Origin of the sequence: Klebsiella sp. K-Nf6 (assembly GCF_002806655.1) — a bacterium.
Classification (GTDB): domain Bacteria; phylum Pseudomonadota; class Gammaproteobacteria; order Enterobacterales; family Enterobacteriaceae; genus Klebsiella; species Klebsiella variicola.
On the sequence record NZ_PIBN01000006.1, the window covers coordinates 105,347 to 124,985 of the forward strand.

Consider the following 19,639-nt stretch of genomic DNA (forward strand, 5'->3'; position numbering starts at 1 on the left):
TTACTCTGAGGTACTCTTTTATGGCATTACAGGACAAACTGATCGACGCGCTGGGGCGTTTCGCGACGACATTCAACAGCTATCGCTACATTATGGCGATCAAATCGGCGTTTATTACCTTGATGCCGGTGATCATCGTCGGGGCCTTTTCGGTACTGATCTCCAATATGGTGCTGGATCCGAAGAATGGGCTCGCCAGCTTTTCCTCGCTCTCCTTTCTCGCGGCGCTGAAGCCGATCACCAGCGCGCTTAACTACGCCACGCTCAATTTCCTCAATATCGGCGCCGTGTTTCTGATCGGTATTGAGCTGGGGCGGATCAACGGCATCAAAAGCCTGTTTCCCGGCCTGCTGGCGGTGATCTGCTTTATCTGCGTGACGCCGACGACGGTGGAGATGATGGTCGATGGCCAGATGCACGTGGTGAAAGATGTCCTGCTGCGCCAGTTCTCCGATACCCGCAGTCTGTTCCTTGGGATGTTCATCGCCATTCTGTCAGTGGAGATTTACTGCTGGCTGGAGGGGCGCAAGGGACTGAAAATTAAAATGCCGGATACCGTGCCGCCGAACGTTTCCGCCTCTTTTTCGGCGCTGATCCCGGCGATCATCACCACCACCGCGATCGCCACCCTGGGTTTTCTCTTTCACCAACTGACGGGAATGTATCTCTACGATGCGGTCTACCAGGTGGTGCAGCAGCCGCTGGAGCGGGTGGTGCAGAGCCTGCCGGGGATCCTGCTGCTGATGTTCGTCGCCCAGCTGTTCTGGGTGATCGGCATTCACGGCAACCAGATGATCAAGCCGATCCGCGAGCCGCTGCTTCTGGGGGCGATCACCGTCAATATGAGCGCTTTTGAGCAGGGAAAAGAGGTACCGAACATTATCACGATGCCCTTCTGGGACGTCTACATGAGCATCGGCGGCTCGGGGCTGACCATCGGCCTGCTGATTGCGGTGATGATCGCCACGAAGCGTAAAGAGATGAAAGAGATCGCCAAGCTGTCGATAGGTCCGGGGCTGTTCAATATTAACGAGCCGGTGATCTTCGGGATGCCGATCATGCTCAACCCGATCCTCGCTATCCCGTTTATCATCACCCCGCTGGTGACCGGCAGCATCGGCTATTTCGCCACCCTGACCGGCTTCGCCGGCAAGGCGGTAGTGATGGTGCCCTGGACCACGCCGCCGCTGATCAACGCCTGGCTCTCCACCGCCGGCTCGATGGGGGCGGTGGTGACCCAGCTTATCTGCATCGTGACCGCGGTGCTTATCTATCTGCCTTTCGTCAAAATCGCCTCCCGCCGTGCCGATGCCGCACAGCGTCAGGCCGACAATCAACAGACCGCCAACCCTGTCTGAGGAGCCTATGACTACCGTACGGATGACCATTCCCGATGATTTTATCCTTGGCGCGGCGGCTTCCGCCTGGCAGACCGAGGGCTGGAGCGGGAAAAAACCGGGGCAGGACTCCTGGCCCGATCTCTGGTACAAAAACGACCGCCACGTCTGGCATAACGGCTATGGCCCGGCGGTGGCCACCGATTTTATCAACCGCTTTCAGGAAGATGTGCAGTTGATGAAGCTGGCCGGGCTGACCCACTACCGCACCTCAATCAACTGGTCGCGCTTTCTGACCGACTATGAAAACGTCACGGTGGATGAGGAGTATGCGGCCTATTACGACCAGCTGTTCGATGCGCTGCTGGCCAACGGCATCACGCCGATGATCTGCCTTGAGCATTATGAATTGCCCGGCTATCTGCTGGAAAAGTATGGCGGCTGGGGGGCGAAAACGGTGGTCGAGCTGTTTGTGCGCTACGCGGAGCAGGTCTTTGCCCGCTACCACCCGAAGGTGACCCGCTGGTTTACCTTTAATGAGCCAATTGTGGTACAGACCCGGGTCTATCTGGATGCCCTGCGCTGGCCCTATGAGCAGAACACCAGCACCTGGATGCAGTGGAACTATCATAAGGTGCTGGCGACCGCCAGCGTCGTGAAGCGGTTTCGCGAGCTCGGCTATCCCGGGACCGTCGGCTGCATCCTCAATCCGGAGGTGACCTATCCGCGCTCCCGCGCTCCCCATGACCTGCGCGCGGCGGAGATCTACGATCTGTTCTACAACCGCATGTTCCTCGACCCGCTGGTGCACGGGGTCTGGCCGCCGGAGCTTCTTGCACTGCTCGAGCAGCATCAGGTGATGTGGGAGACCAGCGAGGAGGATCTGGCGATTATCCGCGAGCACACCGTCGATGAGCTGGGGATTAATCTTTATTACCCGCACCGGGTCAAAGCCCCGTCGCGGGCCTGGCATCCGCATACCCCGTTTCATCCGGCCTGGTATTATGAGCCGTTTGAGCTGCCCGGCCGGCGAATGAACGCCTCCCGCGGCTGGGAAATCTACCCGCAAATCATCTTTGATATGGCAATGCGGATAAAAAATGACTATCGCAACATCCCCTGGTTCGTGGCGGAGAGCGGGATGGGCGTGGAAAACGAAGACCAGTTCCGTAACCGCGAAGGCACCATCGATGACAGTTACCGCATCCGTTTCATCAGCGAACATCTGTGGCACACCCTGCGCGCCCGTGAGGCAGGGGCCAACTGCCAGGGCTATATGTTGTGGGCGTTTACCGACAACGTATCGCCGATGAACGCTTTTAAAAACCGCTACGGGCTTATCGAAATCGACCTGCAAAACCATCGCGCCCGGCGACCCAAAGCCTCGGCGCACTGGTTTCGTCAGCTGGGCGAACGGCGTGAACTGGTGCTGGATATCGATGATGAATACCGCTAGCCGGGGGCAATTTTTGCTAAGATAGCGGCGTATTTGACTCGCAGGCATGTAACGCACAGGTGATTTTGTGGAAAAAGCGATAATTCCGCCGGAAAAGAAGCCCTATCAGGAGATTGGTGATGACTTACGCGCCCAGATCGCGCAGGGGCGCTACCCGGTCGGGTCGCGTTTGCCGCCGGAACGTCATATTGCCGAAACCTACGGCGTCAGCCGGACCATCGTGCGCGAAGCGCTGTTGATGCTGGAGCTGCAGGGGACGGTGGATATTCGTCAGGGATCCGGGGTGTACGTCATGCGTATTCCCCACGAGAACGACAGCGAAGAGGAGCAATTGCTCAGCAGCGACGTCGGTCCGTTTGAAATTCTGCAGGCGCGCCAGCTGCTGGAGAGCAATATCGCCGCCTTTGCCGCGAAAATGGCCACCCGCGCCGATATCGACAATCTGAAGCGGATTATCGAGCAGGAGCAGCGGGCTATCGCTCTCAACGACACCGCGCAGGATAACGCTCGTCTGTTCCATCTGGTGCTGGCCGGGGCGACGCAGAACCAGATGCTGCTGGCGACGGTAGAGCGGATCTGGCTGCAGATGGACAGCAGCCCGCTGTGGCAGCAGTTCAATGTGCATATTGCCAGCCGCGCCTGGCGGCTGAAGTGGCTCGGTGACCGACAGACGCTGCTCGCCGCGCTGCGGCGTCGCGATGTGATGGGCGCCTGGCAGGCGATGTGGCAGCATCTGGAAAACGTCAAAAACAGTCTGCTGGAGCTGTCCGATGAAGACGCCCCCGACTTTGACGGCTATCTGTTCGACTCGGTGCCGATTTTTCAGGGGAAGCTGGTATGACGATCCTGCCGCTGTACGCTGCGCCGCAGTACGCCCCGCAGGTGACCGACTGGCTGTGGCGCGCCTTTGGCGGCGAGACGCTGCCGCGGGAGTTTTTCGCCAGCATTGTGCAGCATAGCCAGACGGCGGAGGCGCTGCCGTTGACCTTTATTGCCGTGGAAGGCGAGCAGTTGCTCGGCACGATTGGCCTCTGGCGCTGCGACTTGATCAGCCGCCAGGATCTGTTTCCCTGGCTGGCGGCGCTGTACGTCGCGCCCGCCGCCCGCGGTCAGGGGCTGGCCGGAAAACTGCAGCGGCATGTGATCGATTATGCCCGCCGCGCGGGCTTTCGGGAGCTCTATCTCTACTCCGCCTGCCGGGATTTCTATGAACGCTTCGGCTGGCGCTACCTCGGCGAGGGGCTGGATTACCCGGCCACCGCCGTGCATCTCTATCGCTACGATTTATCGCCTTCCAGCGGGGCCACCACCGAGTGACGGCGCACCAGCGTCGGGCTGAACAGGTGGGTGATCTCCGGCGCCGGGCGGTGCTCCGCCAGCGCTAATGCCAGCTCGGCCGCCTGGGTCGCCATGGTGACGATCGGGTAGCGCACAGTGGTCAGCCGCGGGCGGACATAGCGGGAGATCAGGACATCGTCGAAGCCAATCAGCGAAATCTCCCGCGGCACGTCGATGCCGTTGTCGTTGAGTACGCCCATCGCGCCGGCGGCCATCGAGTCGTTATAGCAGGCGACGGCGCTAAAGTGGCGGCCGCGGCCAAGCAGTTCGGTCATGGCCTGTTCGCCGCCGCTTTCATCCGGTTCAGCAAAGGCGACCAGCCGGTCGTTGCACGGCAGGCCGCTCTCTTCCAGCGCCGCGTAGTACCCCTGCAGCCGATCTTCCGCATCGGAGATATGGTGGTTTGAGCACAGATAGCCGATACGCGTGTGCCCCTGCTGGATCAAATGGCGGGTCGCCAGCCAGGCGCCATAGCGGTCGTCCAGCGCGACGCAGCGGGTTTCGTACCCGGGCAGGATGCGGTTGATCAGCACCATGCCGGGGATCTGCTTCATTAACCCCGCCAGTTCCTCATCGGGGATCATTTTGGCGTGCACCACCAGCGCCGCGCAGCGGTGGCGGATCAACTGCTCTATCGCCTGGCGTTCCTTCTGCACGTTGTGGTAGCCATTGCCAATCAGCAAAAAGTTGCCGGTGCGGTAAGCCACCTGTTCGACGGCTTTGACCATCGCGCCGAAGAAGGGGTCGGAGACATCACCCACCACCAGGCCGACGGTTTCCGTTGACTGCTGGGCCAGGGCCCGGGCGTTCGCGTTGGGGTGATAGTTCAGGGTTTCCATCGCCGCGCCCACGGACTGACGCGAGGCTTCGCTGGCTTTGGGAGAGTTATTGATGACGCGGGAGACGGTAGCGACGGAGACTCCTGCGAGTCGGGCTACATCCTTAATTGTCGCCATACCATGCCTTTTATAGGGTAAGCGTTTACATACTGCTATGTTACGGGAAAGAGCGGCAGATTCAAGGCGCGGCGGCGAAGGAATGGCGCAAATGTGATTCAGACCGGGCTTATGGGTAACCTGTTTACATTGACGCCATCGCTAATTGAAACCGGCGCAGGGAAATACAAACCTTTGCTTACACTTTGCGATGCGCTGTTGCGAATGTTCGCTGGTTTGTTCGCGGATCAGGTTGATATTCTGGCTATCCCAGAGGTATTGATAGGTGGAGTCAACGCCAAGTTGACCACTTTACTTACACCAGCCTGCGCAGATGCGCAGGTTTTTTTTTGCCCGCCGTCGACGTTGTTACAGATACCGAAAATCGTAATACCTGGTTGCACTTAGGCTCACTCCCTTGCGTTTTCCCGCTGGCCCGTTACGGTCGAAAAACGCGACAATCGAGATCCCAGAGGTATTGATAGGTGAGTTTCTTAGGTACGCTCTTCGTACTGAACGTCTTACACCGACCTGCGCAGATGCGCAGGTTTTTTTTATTCCGAAAATCTCCCCGCTGCACTGCTTTCCCACGCCTTCTCGTGTAACCTGCTTTGACTCATCAACCGGTCACATGGAGTTGTTATGCTTTTGGGATTTTTCAGACTGCTGTTCAAGGGGTTATACCGGGTCAGACTGACCGGCGACACGCAGGCTTTATACCAGCAAAAGGTCTTAATTACCCCGAACCACGTCTCTTTCCTCGACGGCATTCTGCTGGCACTGTTTTTGCCGGTCCGACCGGTTTTTGCGGTCTATAGCTCAATCAGCCAGCGCTGGTTTATGCGCGCGCTGACGCCGATTATCGACTTTGTGCCGCTGGACCCGACCAAACCGATGTCGATCAAACATCTGGTGCGCCTCATTGAGCAGGGGCGGCCGGTGGTTATCTTCCCGGAGGGGCGAATTTCGGTCAGCGGCTCGCTGATGAAAATTTATGACGGCGCCGCCTTTGTCGCCGCCAAATCGCAGGCGACCATCGTGCCGTTACGCATTGAAGGCGCCGAACTGACGCCGTTCAGCCGGCTGAAGGGGCTGGTGAAACGTCGCCTGTTCCCGCGTATTCAGCTGCATTTGCTGCCGCCCACCCATCTGCCGATGCCCGAGGCGCCGCGCGCCCGCGACCGGCGGAAAATCGCCGGAGAAATGCTGCATCAAATCATGATGGAAGCCCGGATGGCAGTGCGTCCGCGGGAAACCCTGTATGAGTCGCTGCTGGCGGCGCAGGACCGCTTCGGCGCGCGCAAACCCTGTGTGGAGGATATTAACTTCCAGCCGGATACCTATCGCAAGCTGCTGACCAAAACCCTGTTTGTCGCCCGCATTCTGGAAAAATACAGCCAGCAGGGCGAGAAGATCGGCCTGATGCTACCCAACGCCGGCATCAGCGCGGCGGTGATTTTCGGCGCTATCGCCCGTGGGCGCATTCCGGCGATGATGAACTATACCGCTGGGGTGAAAGGGCTCAGCAGCGCGATAGCCGCTGCGGAAATCAACACTATTTTTACCTCACGCACCTTCCTCGATAAAGGCAAACTCTGGCATCTGCCGGAGCAGCTGACCCAGGTGCGCTGGGTATTCCTCGAAGATCTTAAAGGCGATATCACCCCCGCTGACAAACTATGGATTTTCGGTCATCTGCTGGCGCCGCGTCTGGCGCAGGTTAAGCAGCAGCCGGAAGACGCGGCGATGATCCTCTTTACCTCCGGCTCAGAGGGCAATCCGAAAGGGGTGGTGCACAGCCATAAGAGTCTGCTGGCCAACGTCGAGCAGATCAAAACCATCGCCGACTTTACCGCCAACGACCGCTTTATGTCGGCGCTGCCGCTGTTCCACTCCTTTGGCCTCACCGTCGGTCTGTTGACGCCGCTGTTTACCGGGGCAGAAGTGTTTCTCTATCCCAGCCCGCTGCACTATCGCGTGGTGCCGGAGCTGGTCTACGATCGCAACTGCACGGTGCTGTTCGGTACCTCGACCTTCCTCGCCAACTATGCCCGCTTCGCTAATCCGTATGATTTCTACCGCCTGCGCTATGTGGTCGCCGGCGCGGAGAAGCTGCAGGAGAGCACCAAACAGCTGTGGCAGGATAAATTCGGCCTGCGCATTCTTGAAGGCTATGGCGTGACCGAGTGCGCGCCGGTGGTATCGATTAACGTGCCGATGGCGGCGAAGGTCGGCACCGTGGGCCGTATCCTGCCGGGGATGGACGCCCGCCTGCTGGCGATGCCAGGCATCGAGCAAGGGGGACGACTGCAGCTGAAAGGGCCAAACATCATGAAAGGCTACCTGCGGGTGGAAAACCCCGGGGTACTGGAAGCGCCAGCGGCGGAAAACCAGCACGGTGAGAAGGAAGTGGGCTGGTATGACACCGGCGATATCGTGACCTTCGACGAGCAGGGCTATGTTCGCATTCAGGGCCGCGCTAAGCGTTTCGCCAAAATCGCCGGCGAGATGATCTCCCTGGAGATGGTGGAGCAGGTGGCCCTCGGCGCGTCGCCGGACAAGATGCACGCCACAGCGATTAAACAGGACGCCAGCAAAGGCGAGGCGCTGGTGCTGTTTACCACCGATAATGAACTGACTCGCGAAGCCCTGCTGCGTTACGCTCGCCAGCACGGAGTACCGGAGCTGGCGGTACCGCGAGATATACGCTGGCTGAAGCAACTGCCGGTGCTCGGCAGCGGCAAGCCAGACTATGTCACCCTGAAAAACATGGTCGACGAGGCGGAAACAACCCATGAGTGAGTCAGTACATACTAACCCTTCGCTGTACTCGAAAGGGATGATGGCGGTGATCTGCGCCCAGTTCCTGTCGGCCTTCGGCGACAACGCGCTTCTCTTCGCCACCCTGGCGCTGATGAAGCAGCTCTATTATCCGGAGTGGAGCCAGCCGGTCCTGCAGATGTTGTTTGTGGGCGCTTACATTCTTTTTGCTCCTTTTGTCGGCCAGTTTGCCGATAGCTTTGCCAAAGGCCGGGTGATGATGGTGGCCAACGGCCTGAAGCTGCTCGGCGCCGGCTGTATCTGCTTTGGCGTCAATCCGTTTATCGGCTATACGCTGGTAGGGATTGGCGCCGCCGCCTACTCGCCGGCCAAGTATGGCATTCTCGGCGAACTGACCACCGGCGATAAGTTAGTGAAGGCTAACGGATTGATGGAGTCCTCGACCATCGCGGCGATCCTGCTGGGCTCGATGGCCGGCGGGATCCTCGCCGACTGGCACGTGCTGGCGGCGCTGATCGTCTGCGCGCTGGTCTACGGCGGGGCGGTAGTGGCAAACCTGTGGATACCCAGGCTGCCGGCGGCGCGTCCGGGGCAGTCGTGGCGTTTTAAGCCAATGACGCACAGTTTCTTCAGCGCCTGCCGCACGCTGTGGCGCAACGGCGAAACCCGCTTTTCGCTGATGGGGACCAGCCTGTTCTGGGGCGCTGGCGTGACCCTGCGCTTCCTGCTGGTGATCTGGGTGCCGGTGGCGCTGGGCATTACCAGCAACGCCATGCCTACCTATCTTAATGCGATGGTGGCGGTGGGGATTGTGCTGGGGGCCGGGGCGGCGGCGAAGCTGGTGACCCTGGAGACGGTATCGCGCTGTATGCCGGCGGGAATATTGATCGGTATCGCCGTGATGGCCTTTGCGGTGCAGCAGTCGCTGCTGCCGGCGTTCGGTCTGCTGTTACTGCTCGGGGTGTTCGGCGGGTTCTTTATCGTACCGTTGAACGCGCTGCTGCAGGAGCGTGGGAAACATTCGGTCGGGGCAGGTAACGCCATTGCGGTACAGAACCTGGGCGAAAACGTGGCGATGCTGCTGATGCTGGGGCTCTATTCGCTGGCGGTGAGCGTGGGCGTTCCGCCGGTCGCCGTTGGGATAGGGTTTGGCGCGGTCTTTGCCGTGGCCATCGCCGCGCTGTGGGTCTGGGGGCGGCGTAAATAACCTCCCGGCTTGCGCTGCGCTTAACCGGGAGACGGGTTCGCCAATGTCTGCTCTTCGGTAGCCCGGGTAAGGCGTATACGCCGCCACCCGGGGCTTTGCTTTCTTACGGTGCCGGGTAGGTATAAACCTGATGCACCGCTTCAATCTCCGCTAATACCTCTTCACTCAGCTCAAGCTGCAAACTTTCCACGTTGGCCTGCAGCTGAGTCATGGTCGTCGCCCCCAGCAGGGTGCTGGCGACAAATGGCTGCCGACGCACAAAGGCCAGCGCCATTTGCGCCGGATCGAGGCCGTGGCGTTTGGCGATATCCACATAGGCCGCTACCGCTTTCTGCGACTGTTCGCTGCTGTAGCGCGTAAAGCGGCTGAACAGCGTGTTACGCGCCCCTGCCGGTTTGGCGCCGTTGAGATACTTCCCGGTTAGTGTGCCGAAAGCCAGGCAGGAGTAGGCCAGCAACTCCACGCCTTCGAACTGACTCACTTCCGCGAGGCCGACTTCAAAGCTGCGGTTCAGCAGGCTGTAGGGGTTCTGAATGGTCACGATCCGCGGCAGGTCGTGCTTATCCGCCAGGTGCAGATAACGCATCACGCCGAAGGCGGTTTCGTTCGACACGCCGATGTAGCGGATCTTCCCGGCACGCTGGAACTCGGTCAGCGCTTCGAGGGTATCCAGCAGGGTCACGGCGGGCGCGGCATCAGCCCAGGTATAGCCCAGCTTGCCAAAGCAGTTGGTTGGGCGCTGCGGCCAGTGTACCTGATACAGGTCGAGATAATCGGTCTGCAGCCGCTTCAGGCTGGCGTGCAGCGCTTCGCGGATATTTTTGCGGTCCAGGACGTGATTAGGCCGAATGCTGCTGTCGTTATTGCGCGCGGGCCCGCTAACTTTCGAGGCCAGCACCAGCTTTTCGCGATTGCCGCGTTTCGCCAGCCAGTTGCCGACATAGGTTTCGGTCAGCCCCTGAGTTTCCGGGCGCGGCGGGACGGGGTACATTTCGGCGACATCGATCAGGTTGATGCCATTGGCAACCGCATAGTCGAGCTGCTGATGGGCATCGGCCTCGCTGTTCTGCTCGCCAAAGGTCATGGTCCCCAGCCCGAGGGTGCTGATTTCAAGAGAACTGTGTGGGATACGGTGATACTGCATAGCCAGCTTCCTTTTTATTTATAAGGTCAGGCATTCCCCGACAAAGGAGTATCAACATGGCAGAGGGTGAGAAAAAGAGGAAGTAAAAAATCAAAAAAGCCGGGTGACGAGGAGGGGCGGTGGGTGGAACCCGCGGTGTCCTGGTGTATCCCGACTCTTCTCAAAAGACTGGTTGTCGGTAAGCGCAGCGTCAACAGAGGCTGGGGCCGACGGGGAAAGATTAACGCTTAATGATTTGCGAAACGTCGTCACGATTGATCTGCATTTTATTACCCTGCTGATCTTCGTAACTGATTAAACCGGTATCGTCATCCACGGTAGGTTTACCGTCGGTCAGGATCATTCGCCCATCTTTGGTCGCCATGACGTAATCGCTGCTGCAACCGGAAACTGAGAACGCCAGTCCTACGGCGGAAATCAATACTGCCCATTTTTTCATCGTCATCACCTCTTGAGTAGCTGCACCCCATACCCGTCTATTAATAGCCTGATTTGTGAGACATAAAAAGCAGTAAAGTCTGAAAAAGGGTTGCAGCCTGTGACCAGGCTGCAATTTTGTGGTTTACAGCGGGTTTTTCTTATTGCGCAGCAGGTTAAGGCTCTCCACCGCAATAGAGAAGAACATGGCGAAATAGATGTATCCCTTCGGCACATGGACGTCGAAGCTTTCAAGCATCAGGGTAAAGCCGACGAGGATCAGAAACGACAGCGCCAGCATTTTCACCGAAGGATGGCGGTCAACAAAATCGCCGATAGGTCGCGCGGCGAACATCATCACCCCCACCGCAATCACTACCGCCGCCATCATGATGAACAGATGATCCGACAGGCCGACGGCGGTGATCACTGAATCGAGGCTAAAGATGATATCCAGCAGCATGATCTGCACGATAGCGCCGAGGAAGGAGTGGACGTTCGTCTTCAGCCCCTCTTCTTCACCTTCGATAGATTCATGGATCTCTTTACTGGCTTTCCAGATAAGGAACAGTCCGCCGAGCAGCAAGATCAGGTCGCGAAACGAAATCTCCTGTCCGAAGGCGCTGAACAGCGGGTTAGTCAGTTTCACCACCCAGGCGATAGAGGCCAGCAGCGCCAGGCGCATGATCATCGCCCCCATTAAGCCGATCCGACGCGCATGGGCGCGCTGGGCGGTGGGGAGCTTGGCCACGACCAGAGAGAGAAAAATAATATTATCGATCCCGAGCACGATCTCCAGCAGCGTCAACGTGCCCAGCGCCAGCCAGGCGTTAGGATCGGTTATCCATGCAAATAACATTGTTCAAAGTCCTGCAAAATAGAAAGCAGCAATTATATGCAAGCCCTAACGCAGAACAAAAAATTAATCGTGTTGTAACAAGAAATGGCGGGCGAGCAGGGCGGCGGTAAAATTCTTTTTCAGGTAAAAGCCGCGCGGCAGCGTCAGGATCGTCTCCCCGTGCGCGCCGATGGCCTCGGTCAGCGCCTTGCTGTTGGCGGCTTTCGGTCTTAACTGCAGCACCTCGCCGTGGCGGGCGGTAATGCGCTCAACTTCGCCCAGAACAATGAGATCCATCAGTTCCTCCCAGTCCATGCGCAACTGGCGCTCCTCGTCTTCGTCGGGGCTCCACAGCAGTGGTGCGCCGACGCGACGCGCCGCCAGCGGGATGGTGCGCTCACCCTCCACCGGGATCCACAGGACGCGCTGCAGCTTATGCCGCACATGGCTGCTCTCCCAGGTGACGCCGCTATTGCCGGTTAACGGGGCGACACAGACGAAGGTGGTCTCCAGCGGACGTCCCTGGCTGTCGATGGGGATCGTTTTGAGCTCGACCCCCAGCGCGGCGAAATCCTGCTCGGGTTTACTGCCTGCGCTGGCGCCCAGCCACAGCTCCAGCAGAATGCCCGTCCAGCCTTTATCGCGTTTCAGATCGCGCGGAATGGGGATCCCGGCCAGCGCCGCCAGCTCGCCCAGCGAATAGCCAGCCAGCTGACGGGCCTGGGCCAGCAACTGTTCCTGACTTTGCGGCGGCGAGGAGAGAGGGGCGATAGTGGGCATAGGGCGCTACCTTTGGCTAAAAAATGAGCGCTATTTTTGCGCGTTGTGGATAGAGTTTACCGTTTTCTGAGTAACTATACCAATATCATGATTTATATGAGTTTTTAAACTTATTGCGCCGCGGGTGAAAACCGTGAAAACAGGTTTTCCAGAACTGGTCACTGACAATAAACAGGATCTTACACCATGTTATCCACAGAAAAGTGGGATAACTGGGGAAAAGCCTCACTACTGGTTCGATTTACAGCCTTGACGTGCGACGAAAATCGAAATTTTAGAGAAAACCTGCCCGCGGTCTGCGCGTAATCTGTGGATAAAATCGACATTGCTCGATCTTTCATCAGTCAGCGGATCGCATATGTGATGATCGTCACGTTACGCTGTAATAAGTGAAAGGAATATATTCTAACTTAATGAATATGCTATCATTATTTTAAGGTGTTAGCGGTGCGATGTTCAGATTACTCCGGGTTTTCCCGGGGTAATTCCGTACTTCTTCACAACTCTATCCACAGAAAAAGTGAATAAAATAGGGCGCCAACCGCATTCATTGTTTATAACTCTGGCAATTACTGTGAGTTATTCAAATGTTATCCGTTCTCAGTGTGCGAACAGAGTGGTTTACCGTTTCCGGCGAGTGTGAAACAATCATTCACATTGAAGCTTATCTTGAGGTAGTCCGGTGATTGATGACGATGGCTACCGCCCAAATGTCGGTATTGTAATCTGTAATCGTCAGGGCCAGGTCATGTGGGCCCGACGCTATGGTCAGCACTCGTGGCAGTTCCCGCAAGGGGGCATAAATCCAGGAGAATCCGCAGAGCAGGCGATGTATCGGGAATTGTTTGAAGAGGTCGGGTTAAGCCGTAAAGATGTGCGGATCCTTGCCTCAACCCGTAACTGGCTGCGTTACAAGTTGCCTAAACGTTTGGTGCGTTGGGACACAAAGCCGGTTTGTATCGGCCAGAAACAAAAGTGGTTTCTTTTGCAGTTGATCGGCAACGATGCGGACATCAATATGCAAACCAGCAGTACACCTGAATTTGATGGTTGGCGCTGGGTGAGTTACTGGTACCCGGTTCGCCAGGTGGTGTCGTTCAAGCGCGACGTCTACCGCCGGGTGATGAAAGAGTTCGCCAGCGTGACCATGTCGCTGGCGGAGAGTGCACCTAAGCCGCAAAGCGCGCCTGCATATCGACGTAAAAGAGGTTAAGCCACGCACATTATGCTCACTCGGTTGCGAGAAATAGTCGAGAAGGTCGCGAGTGCGCCGCGTTTAAACGAGGCGCTGGATATTCTGGTGACGGATGTTTGCCAGGCGATGGAGACGGAAGTCTGCTCGGTTTACCTGGCTGACAATGACCGACGCTGCTATTACCTGATGGCCACCCGCGGGTTAAAAAAACCTCGCGGGCGCACCGTTGCGCTGGCGTTCGATGAAGGCCTGGTGGGGCTGGTCGGCCGCCTGGCAGAGCCCATCAACCTCGCTGATGCGCAAAAACACCCCAGCTTCAAATATATCCCTGCCGTCAAAGAGGACCGCTTCCGCGCCTTCCTTGGCGTGCCGATCATTCAGCGCCGCCAGCTGTTGGGCGTGCTGGTGGTCCAGCAGCGCGAGCTGCGTCAGTTTGATGAAAGCGAAGAGTCTTTCCTCGTTACCCTCGCCACCCAGATGGCGGCGATCCTCTCCCAGTCCCAGCTGAACGCTCTGTTCGGCCAGTATCGTCAGACGCGCATTCGCGCCCTGCCGGCCTCTTCCGGGGTGGCGATTGCCGAGGGCTGGATGGACGTCAGCCTGCCGTTGATGGAGCAGGTGTATGAAGCCTCGACACTGGACACTGCCTCGGAACGCGAACGCCTGACCGGCGCGCTGGAAGAGGCGGCTAACGAATTTCGTCGCTACAGCAAACGCTATGCTGCCGGCGCGCAAAAAGAGACGGCGGCGATCTTCGATCTCTACTCGCACCTCCTCTCTGACGCCCGCCTGCGTCGCGAGCTGTTTGCCGAAGTCGACAAAGGCGCGGTGGCCGAGTGGGCGGTCAAAAAGATCATTGAGAAGTTCGCCGAACAGTTTGCCGCGCTCAGCGACGGTTATCTGAAAGAGCGGGCCGGCGATCTGCGTACCCTGGGTCAGCGTCTGCTGTTCCATCTCGACGACAGCATTCAGGGGCCCAACACCTGGCCGGCGCGCATTATCCTCGTGGCGGACGAGCTGTCGGCCACCACCCTCGCCGAAGTGCCGCAGGATCGTCTGGTCGGCGTGGTGGTGCGCGATGGCGCCGCCAACTCCCATGCCGCCATTATGGTACGCGCCCTCGGGATCCCGACGGTGATGGGCGCCGATATCCAGCCCTCTCTGCTGCATGGCCATACCCTGATTGTCGATGGCTATCGCGGTGAGCTGCTGGTGGATCCCGAACCTGTCCTGTTGCAGGAATATCAGCGCCTTATTAGCGAAGAGAACGAGCTCAGCCGCCTGGCGGAGGACGATCTCCAGCGCGCGTCGGAGCTGAAAAGCGGCGAGCGGGTGAAAGTCATGCTCAACGCCGGCTTAAGCCCGGAGCACGAAGAGAAGCTCGGCAGCTTTGTTGACGGCATTGGCCTCTACCGTACCGAAATTCCCTTTATGCTGCAGAGCGGCTTCCCCTCTGAAGAGGAGCAGGTCTCGCAGTATCAGGGCATGCTGCAGATGTTTAACAGCAAACCGGTGACCCTGCGTACCCTGGACATCGGCGCGGATAAACAGCTGCCGTATATGCCGATCAGTGAAGAGAACCCGTGCCTCGGCTGGCGCGGGATCCGCATCACCCTCGATCAGCCGGAGATCTTTTTGATCCAGGTGCGGGCGATGCTGCGCGCCAACGCCGCCACCGGCAACCTCAGCATTTTGCTGCCGATGGTGACCAGTCTGGAGGAGGTGGATGAGGCCCGTCGGCTGATCGACCGCGCCAGCCGGGAAGTGGAAGAGATGATCGGCTACGCCATCCCACGTCCACGCCTGGGGGTGATGCTGGAGGTCCCGTCGATGGTCTTTATGCTGCCGCAGCTGGCCAGTCGGATCGATTTTATCTCGGTAGGGACGAACGACCTGACCCAGTACCTGCTGGCCGTCGACCGCAACAATACCCGGGTCGCCAGCATGTATGACAGCCTGCATCCTGCGGTATTACGGGCGCTGGCGATGATCGCCCATGATGCTGAGCGCTTTGGCATCGATCTGCGACTGTGCGGCGAGATGGCAGGCGACCCGATGTGCGTGACGATCCTTATCGGCCTCGGTTATCGCCATCTGTCGATGAACGGCCGCTCGGTGGCGAGAGTGAAATATCTGCTGCGCCGCATTGATATCGAAGAGGCGCAGGAGCTGTCGCGTCGCAGCCTCGATGCCCAGATGACCGCCGAGGTGCGCCATCAGGTGGCGGCCTTTATGGAGCGTCGCGGTCTCGGCGGCCTGATCCGCGGTGGGCGATAGCGGTAGCCCGGGTGAGGCGTAAGCCGTAACCCGGGGATCCTCTGTTCGCGCCATCCGGCAAAATGAGGGTACCGCCGGGAAAACGGCATTCTGTTAGCATCCGTATACATATCTTTTACACGTTCGGCGCGGATCGCACCCCAGGCTTATGCTATGATTCGCCTCCTTCGGCATGCCCGTTTTTATCGGGCATAGATCATCACCGCTGTCCACTTTCGGCGGAATAACAAGTCTTTATGGTGACAGATGAATAGTGGCTACCTGCATTTTCCGGAGTTCGATCCGGTCATTTTTTCTCTAGGCCCGGTCTCCCTCCACTGGTACGGTTTGATGTACCTGGTGGGTTTTGTCTTTGCGATGTGGCTGGCCACCCGTCGCGCTAATCGTCCGGGCAGCGGCTGGACGAAAAATGAAGTGGAAAACCTGCTCTACGCGGGTTTCCTCGGCGTCTTCCTGGGCGGCCGTATCGGCTACGTGCTGTTTTACAACCTGCCGGTATTCCTTGCCGATCCGCTGTATCTGTTCCGCGTCTGGGACGGCGGCATGTCGTTCCACGGTGGCCTGATCGGCGTGATCCTGGTGATGATTATCTTCGCCAAACGCACCAAACGCACCTTCTTCCAGGTTTCCGATTTTATCGCGCCGCTGATCCCGTTTGGCCTTGGCGCCGGGCGTCTGGGCAACTTTATCAACGGTGAGCTGTGGGGCCGCGTGGACCCGAGCTTCCACTACACGATGATTTTCCCGGGCTCCCGTGCCGAAGACCTGGCGCTGCTGCCGACGCATCCGGAATGGCAATCGCTGTTTGATACCTACGGCGCGCTGCCGCGCCACGCGTCGCAGCTGTACGAGCTGGCGCTGGAAGGCGTGGTGCTGTTCCTGATCCTGAACCTGTTTATCCGTAAACCGCGCCCGACCGGCTCCGTTTCCGGTCTGTTCCTGATTGGCTACGGCTTGTTCCGCATTATCGTGGAATTTTTCCGCCAGCCCGACGCTCAGTTCACCGGCGGCTGGGTGCAGTACATCAGCATGGGGCAGATTCTTTCGATCCCGATGGTGCTTGCGGGTATCATTATGATGGTTTGGGCTTACCGCCGCCGTCCGCAGCAACAGAATTCTTGAGGAACCATGAAACAGTATCTTGATTTGATGCAGAAAGTGCTCACTGAGGGCACGCCAAAAAATGACCGCACCGGCACTGGCACGATCTCTATTTTCGGCCATCAGATGCGTTTTAACCTGCAGGAAGGCTTCCCGCTGGTGACCACCAAGCGCTGTCATTTACGCTCCATCATCCATGAACTGCTGTGGTTCCTGCAGGGTGACACCAACGTCGCCTATCTGCACGACAACAACGTCACGATCTGGGATGAGTGGGCAGATGAAAACGGCGACCTGGGGCCGGTCTACGGCAAACAGTGGCGCTCCTGGCCTGCGCCGGACGGTCGTCATATCGACCAGATCACCACGGTGATGAACCAGCTGAAAAACGACCCGGACTCCCGCCGGATCATCGTCTCGGCGTGGAACGTCGGCGAGCTGGATAAAATGGCCCTGGCGCCGTGCCACGCCTTTTTCCAGTTCTACGTCGCCGACGGCAAGCTCTCCTGCCAGCTGTACCAGCGCTCCTGTGACGTGTTCCTCGGCCTGCCGTTTAACATCGCTAGCTACGCGCTGCTGGTGCATATGGTGGCGCAGCAGTGCGATCTGCAGGTCGGTGATTTCGTCTGGACGGGTGGCGACACCCATCTGTACAGCAACCATCTTGAGCAGACCAACCTGCAGTTGAGCCGCGAACCGCGTCCGCTGCCGAAGCTGGTCATCAAACGCAAGCCGGCGTCCATTTTCGACTACCGTTTTGAAGACTTCGAGATTGAAGGTTACGATCCGCATCCGGGCATTAAAGCGCCGGTGGCGATTTAACCCCCCTGCAGAGATGACCAACCGGCGCCCGATGGCGCCGGTTTTTTTATGCCTTTTGCACCATCAGAATGGAGGCTATCTTCATAGCCACAGGGATAAGGTCGCTTCAGCCTGCCCACTGCCCCCGGCGGTTGCGGTGGGCGAAGTTGGGTAGACGCTCGCAAAAAAATGTTCTTCTGTCGAGTATGCAAACCTTTTTTGCGTATCTGGCCGGGAAAGCTATTTTCCGTCGTCGCGCCAGGGCCAACCGCCGCGGCATACTCGACGCCATGAACAGAGAACATGGCTATACCCTGATGGAAACCCTGGTAACACTGACATTGATGATGATCCTCAGCGTCGGCGGCCTGTACGGCTGGCAGCGCTGGCAGCAACAGCAACGATTGTGGCAAACCGCCGCCCAGGTGCGGGATTTTCTGGTCTTTCTGCGCGATGACGCCAACGCGTACAACCGTGACCGTGTGCTTCGCGTCGGCCAGGACGAGCAGGGCTGGTGCCTGAGTGCGCAGGGGGAAGGGGCTGACTGCACCGCCGGGTCGGCCTTCACGCTGCGCCCGCGCTGGCCGGGGATCACGCTGGTCGGTGTTACGCCTGGTCTCGGGTTTTATGGTCTGCGCAGCACCGCCTGGGCGGGGAATCTGCGGCTGCAGAGCGCGGCCGGCAGCTGGAGCATCGTGATCTCACACTGGGGGCGGATTCGTTTATGCCCCAGCGACAGCACAGGAGGATGCCAGTGAGCCGCCGCGGATTTTCCCTGGCGGAGGCGCTTATCGCCATGGCAATTGGCTCGCTGCTGCTGATCGGAGCCTGCCGCTTTCTGCCTGCCCTGCAGCGCCATATTCTGCGCCAGGGCGAACAGCTGACCCTGGAGAATGAGCTGTGGCAGCGCGTGCATGCCGTGGGGAAACACCTGCAGCGCGCCGGGTACTGCCGGGGAGCGTGCGGCGGATCCGGGCTGGAGCTAACCGCCGGCGGCGAGTGCCTGATTGTGCGCTGGGATGCGAACAGCAACGGGAGATGGGAAACCTCCCCTGCGGCAATGGCGGAGAGTACTGGCTTTCGCCTGCGCGACGGTGCGCTGGAGACCTTGCGCGGGGCCAGCGACTGCCGCGACAGCGGATGGGAAAAAATCACCAACCCGGCCGCTATCGTAGTGACGCGCTTCTCGGTACAGCGTCTGGTCACCACGGGCTTTGCGCCGGAGCTGAGCGTGACGCTGGCGGCGCGCTCTGCCCGGCAGGCGGGGCTGGTGAGTGAGGTGGAGCAGCGGGTGACGGGGTATAACCTGTGATCCGCCAGCGTGGGATGTCGTCGCTGCTGATGGTGCTCCTGTTGCTGACTCTCGGCAGCCTGTTACTCGAGGGGCTCAACCTGCAGCAGCGGGCGCTGCTGGCGCGAACTGCCAGCGAAACGCAGGCAATCCGCGATACGGCCATCGCCCATTCGGCGCTGCAGTGGGGAAAACAGCAGGCCTGGTCGGCGCAGGTGCCACTGGCCTGCCGGGAGCAGGCACAGCAGGGCTGGCGTGCCTGTCTGCGTATCTTCAGCGACGGTTCGCTGCTGCTCAGTAGCGCCAGCGGCGAGGTGCAGGTCTGGCAGTCCGGCGAGGTGCGCGGCGGACAGGTGCGTTTTTCCGCCCACGGCTGGAGCGATTTTTGCCCTCTCAGGGAGGTGAGCTTATGTCAAATGCCCTGAAGCGTCAGCGGGGGTTTAGCCTGCCGGAGACCGTGCTGGCGATGGCGCTGATGGTGCTGACGGTTACCGCGCTGGGCGGCTATCAGCGCGGAATGGCGCAAGGGGTTCACCAGTTGAACCAGACGCGTCAGCTGTGGCGCGACGCGTGGCGCTATAGCCAGCTCTCCGCGCCGCCGTCGCCGGAACACGGGCAGGTAAGCCGTATGCAGACATCGACGCAAAGATGTGTCAGCATCACGGTAACGATCAGCAGGCCCGTTGCAAAGCGGGCGCAGATGACCCGGCTGCATTGCCCGGTCAGTCAGTAGTCAGGAGC

20 protein-coding genes are annotated in these 19,639 nt (G+C 59.0%); 14 read left to right on the plus strand and 6 right to left on the minus strand.

Going from position 1 to position 19,639, the window contains the following annotated elements:
* Positions 1-20: 20 nt before the first annotated feature.
* From CWM61_RS12240 to CWM61_RS12255, 4 genes are all read left to right on the plus strand, one after another.
* On the plus strand, positions 21-1,358 hold the full coding sequence (locus CWM61_RS12240; protein ID WP_008806339.1) for a PTS sugar transporter subunit IIC: 1,338 nt from the start codon (positions 21-23) through the stop codon (positions 1,356-1,358).
* Positions 1,359-1,365: 7 nt separating this feature from the next.
* Positions 1,366-2,793 (plus strand): glycoside hydrolase family 1 protein, encoded by a 1,428-nt coding sequence (locus tag CWM61_RS12245; RefSeq protein WP_100631298.1) that lies wholly within the window; start codon positions 1,366-1,368, stop codon positions 2,791-2,793.
* 67 nt (positions 2,794-2,860) lie between these two features.
* A complete protein-coding gene (locus CWM61_RS12250) occupies positions 2,861-3,634 on the plus strand; it encodes a GntR family transcriptional regulator (RefSeq protein ID WP_004205433.1) in 774 nt (257 codons plus the stop codon).
* The gene (locus CWM61_RS12255; protein WP_074387654.1) at positions 3,631-4,110 is read left to right on the plus strand and encodes a GNAT family N-acetyltransferase; all 480 of its coding nucleotides are present in this window, start codon (positions 3,631-3,633) and stop codon (positions 4,108-4,110) included. The genes CWM61_RS12250 and CWM61_RS12255 overlap by 4 nt, the downstream gene beginning before the upstream one ends.
* On the opposite strand, the gene galR is transcribed toward CWM61_RS12255, so the two are convergent.
* Positions 4,071-5,087 carry an HTH-type transcriptional regulator GalR gene (galR, locus tag CWM61_RS12260; protein ID WP_061153410.1) on the minus strand — a complete coding sequence of 339 codons (1,017 nt, stop codon included), beginning with the start codon at positions 5,085-5,087 and terminating at the stop codon, positions 4,071-4,073. The genes CWM61_RS12255 and galR overlap by 40 nt on opposite strands.
* Before the next feature lie 621 nt (positions 5,088-5,708).
* Between galR and aas the strand changes: the two genes are divergently transcribed.
* Together aas and lplT are read left to right on the plus strand one after the other, a co-directional pair.
* Entirely contained in the window at positions 5,709-7,868 is a 2,160-nt protein-coding gene (gene aas / locus CWM61_RS12275; RefSeq protein WP_074387657.1) for a bifunctional acyl-ACP--phospholipid O-acyltransferase/long-chain-fatty-acid--ACP ligase, read from the plus strand.
* Positions 7,861-9,054, plus strand: a complete 1,194-nt coding sequence (lplT, locus tag CWM61_RS12280; protein ID WP_023290904.1) for a lysophospholipid transporter LplT — start codon at positions 7,861-7,863, stop codon at positions 9,052-9,054. Before aas ends, lplT begins: the two co-directional genes overlap by 8 nt.
* Before the next feature lie 103 nt (positions 9,055-9,157).
* On the opposite strand, the gene CWM61_RS12285 is transcribed toward lplT, so the two are convergent.
* The 5 genes from CWM61_RS12285 to CWM61_RS29210 form a co-directional block, all read right to left on the minus strand.
* On the minus strand, positions 9,158-10,198 hold the full coding sequence (locus tag CWM61_RS12285; protein WP_002915975.1) for an NADP(H)-dependent aldo-keto reductase: 1,041 nt from the start codon (positions 10,196-10,198) through the stop codon (positions 9,158-9,160).
* Between the two features lie 220 nt (positions 10,199-10,418).
* Positions 10,419-10,637, minus strand: coding sequence for a YgdI/YgdR family lipoprotein (locus CWM61_RS12290; RefSeq protein ID WP_002915974.1), 219 nt, complete (start codon positions 10,635-10,637; stop codon positions 10,419-10,421).
* A gap of 123 nt (positions 10,638-10,760) precedes the next feature.
* Positions 10,761-11,474 (minus strand): TerC family protein, encoded by a 714-nt coding sequence (locus CWM61_RS12295; protein ID WP_074387658.1) that lies wholly within the window; start codon positions 11,472-11,474, stop codon positions 10,761-10,763.
* A gap of 63 nt (positions 11,475-11,537) precedes the next feature.
* Entirely contained in the window at positions 11,538-12,233 is a 696-nt protein-coding gene (mutH, locus tag CWM61_RS12300) for a DNA mismatch repair endonuclease MutH (RefSeq protein ID WP_047666896.1), read from the minus strand.
* Between the two features lie 85 nt (positions 12,234-12,318).
* On the minus strand, positions 12,319-12,462 hold the full coding sequence (locus tag CWM61_RS29210) for a hypothetical protein (protein WP_165451949.1): 144 nt from the start codon (positions 12,460-12,462) through the stop codon (positions 12,319-12,321).
* A 453-nt stretch (positions 12,463-12,915) separates the two neighbouring features.
* Between CWM61_RS29210 and rppH the strand changes: the two genes are divergently transcribed.
* From rppH to CWM61_RS12345, 8 genes are all read left to right on the plus strand, one after another.
* A complete protein-coding gene (rppH, locus tag CWM61_RS12310; protein WP_004205443.1) occupies positions 12,916-13,446 on the plus strand; it encodes an RNA pyrophosphohydrolase in 531 nt (176 codons plus the stop codon).
* Between the two features lie 12 nt (positions 13,447-13,458).
* Complete coding sequence (gene ptsP, locus CWM61_RS12315) at positions 13,459-15,705, plus strand: phosphoenolpyruvate--protein phosphotransferase (RefSeq protein ID WP_100631300.1); 2,247 nt, start codon at positions 13,459-13,461, stop codon at positions 15,703-15,705.
* 246 nt (positions 15,706-15,951) lie between these two features.
* Positions 15,952-16,827, plus strand: coding sequence for a prolipoprotein diacylglyceryl transferase (lgt, locus tag CWM61_RS12320; RefSeq protein WP_061153416.1), 876 nt, complete (start codon positions 15,952-15,954; stop codon positions 16,825-16,827).
* A 6-nt stretch (positions 16,828-16,833) separates the two neighbouring features.
* Positions 16,834-17,628 carry a thymidylate synthase gene (gene thyA / locus CWM61_RS12325; RefSeq protein ID WP_074387660.1) on the plus strand — a complete coding sequence of 265 codons (795 nt, stop codon included), beginning with the start codon at positions 16,834-16,836 and terminating at the stop codon, positions 17,626-17,628.
* A gap of 185 nt (positions 17,629-17,813) precedes the next feature.
* Positions 17,814-18,365, plus strand: coding sequence for a prepilin peptidase-dependent protein (locus CWM61_RS12330; protein ID WP_077268446.1), 552 nt, complete (start codon positions 17,814-17,816; stop codon positions 18,363-18,365).
* The gene (locus CWM61_RS12335) at positions 18,362-18,919 is read left to right on the plus strand and encodes a prepilin peptidase-dependent protein (RefSeq protein WP_229588981.1); all 558 of its coding nucleotides are present in this window, start codon (positions 18,362-18,364) and stop codon (positions 18,917-18,919) included. The genes CWM61_RS12330 and CWM61_RS12335 overlap by 4 nt, the downstream gene beginning before the upstream one ends.
* A complete protein-coding gene (locus CWM61_RS12340; RefSeq protein WP_100631302.1) occupies positions 18,916-19,323 on the plus strand; it encodes a DUF2509 family protein in 408 nt (135 codons plus the stop codon). The genes CWM61_RS12335 and CWM61_RS12340 overlap by 4 nt, the downstream gene beginning before the upstream one ends.
* Positions 19,308-19,631, plus strand: a complete 324-nt coding sequence (locus CWM61_RS12345; protein WP_074387663.1) for a prepilin-type N-terminal cleavage/methylation domain-containing protein — start codon at positions 19,308-19,310, stop codon at positions 19,629-19,631. The genes CWM61_RS12340 and CWM61_RS12345 overlap by 16 nt, the downstream gene beginning before the upstream one ends.
* Positions 19,632-19,639 lie beyond the last annotated feature (8 nt).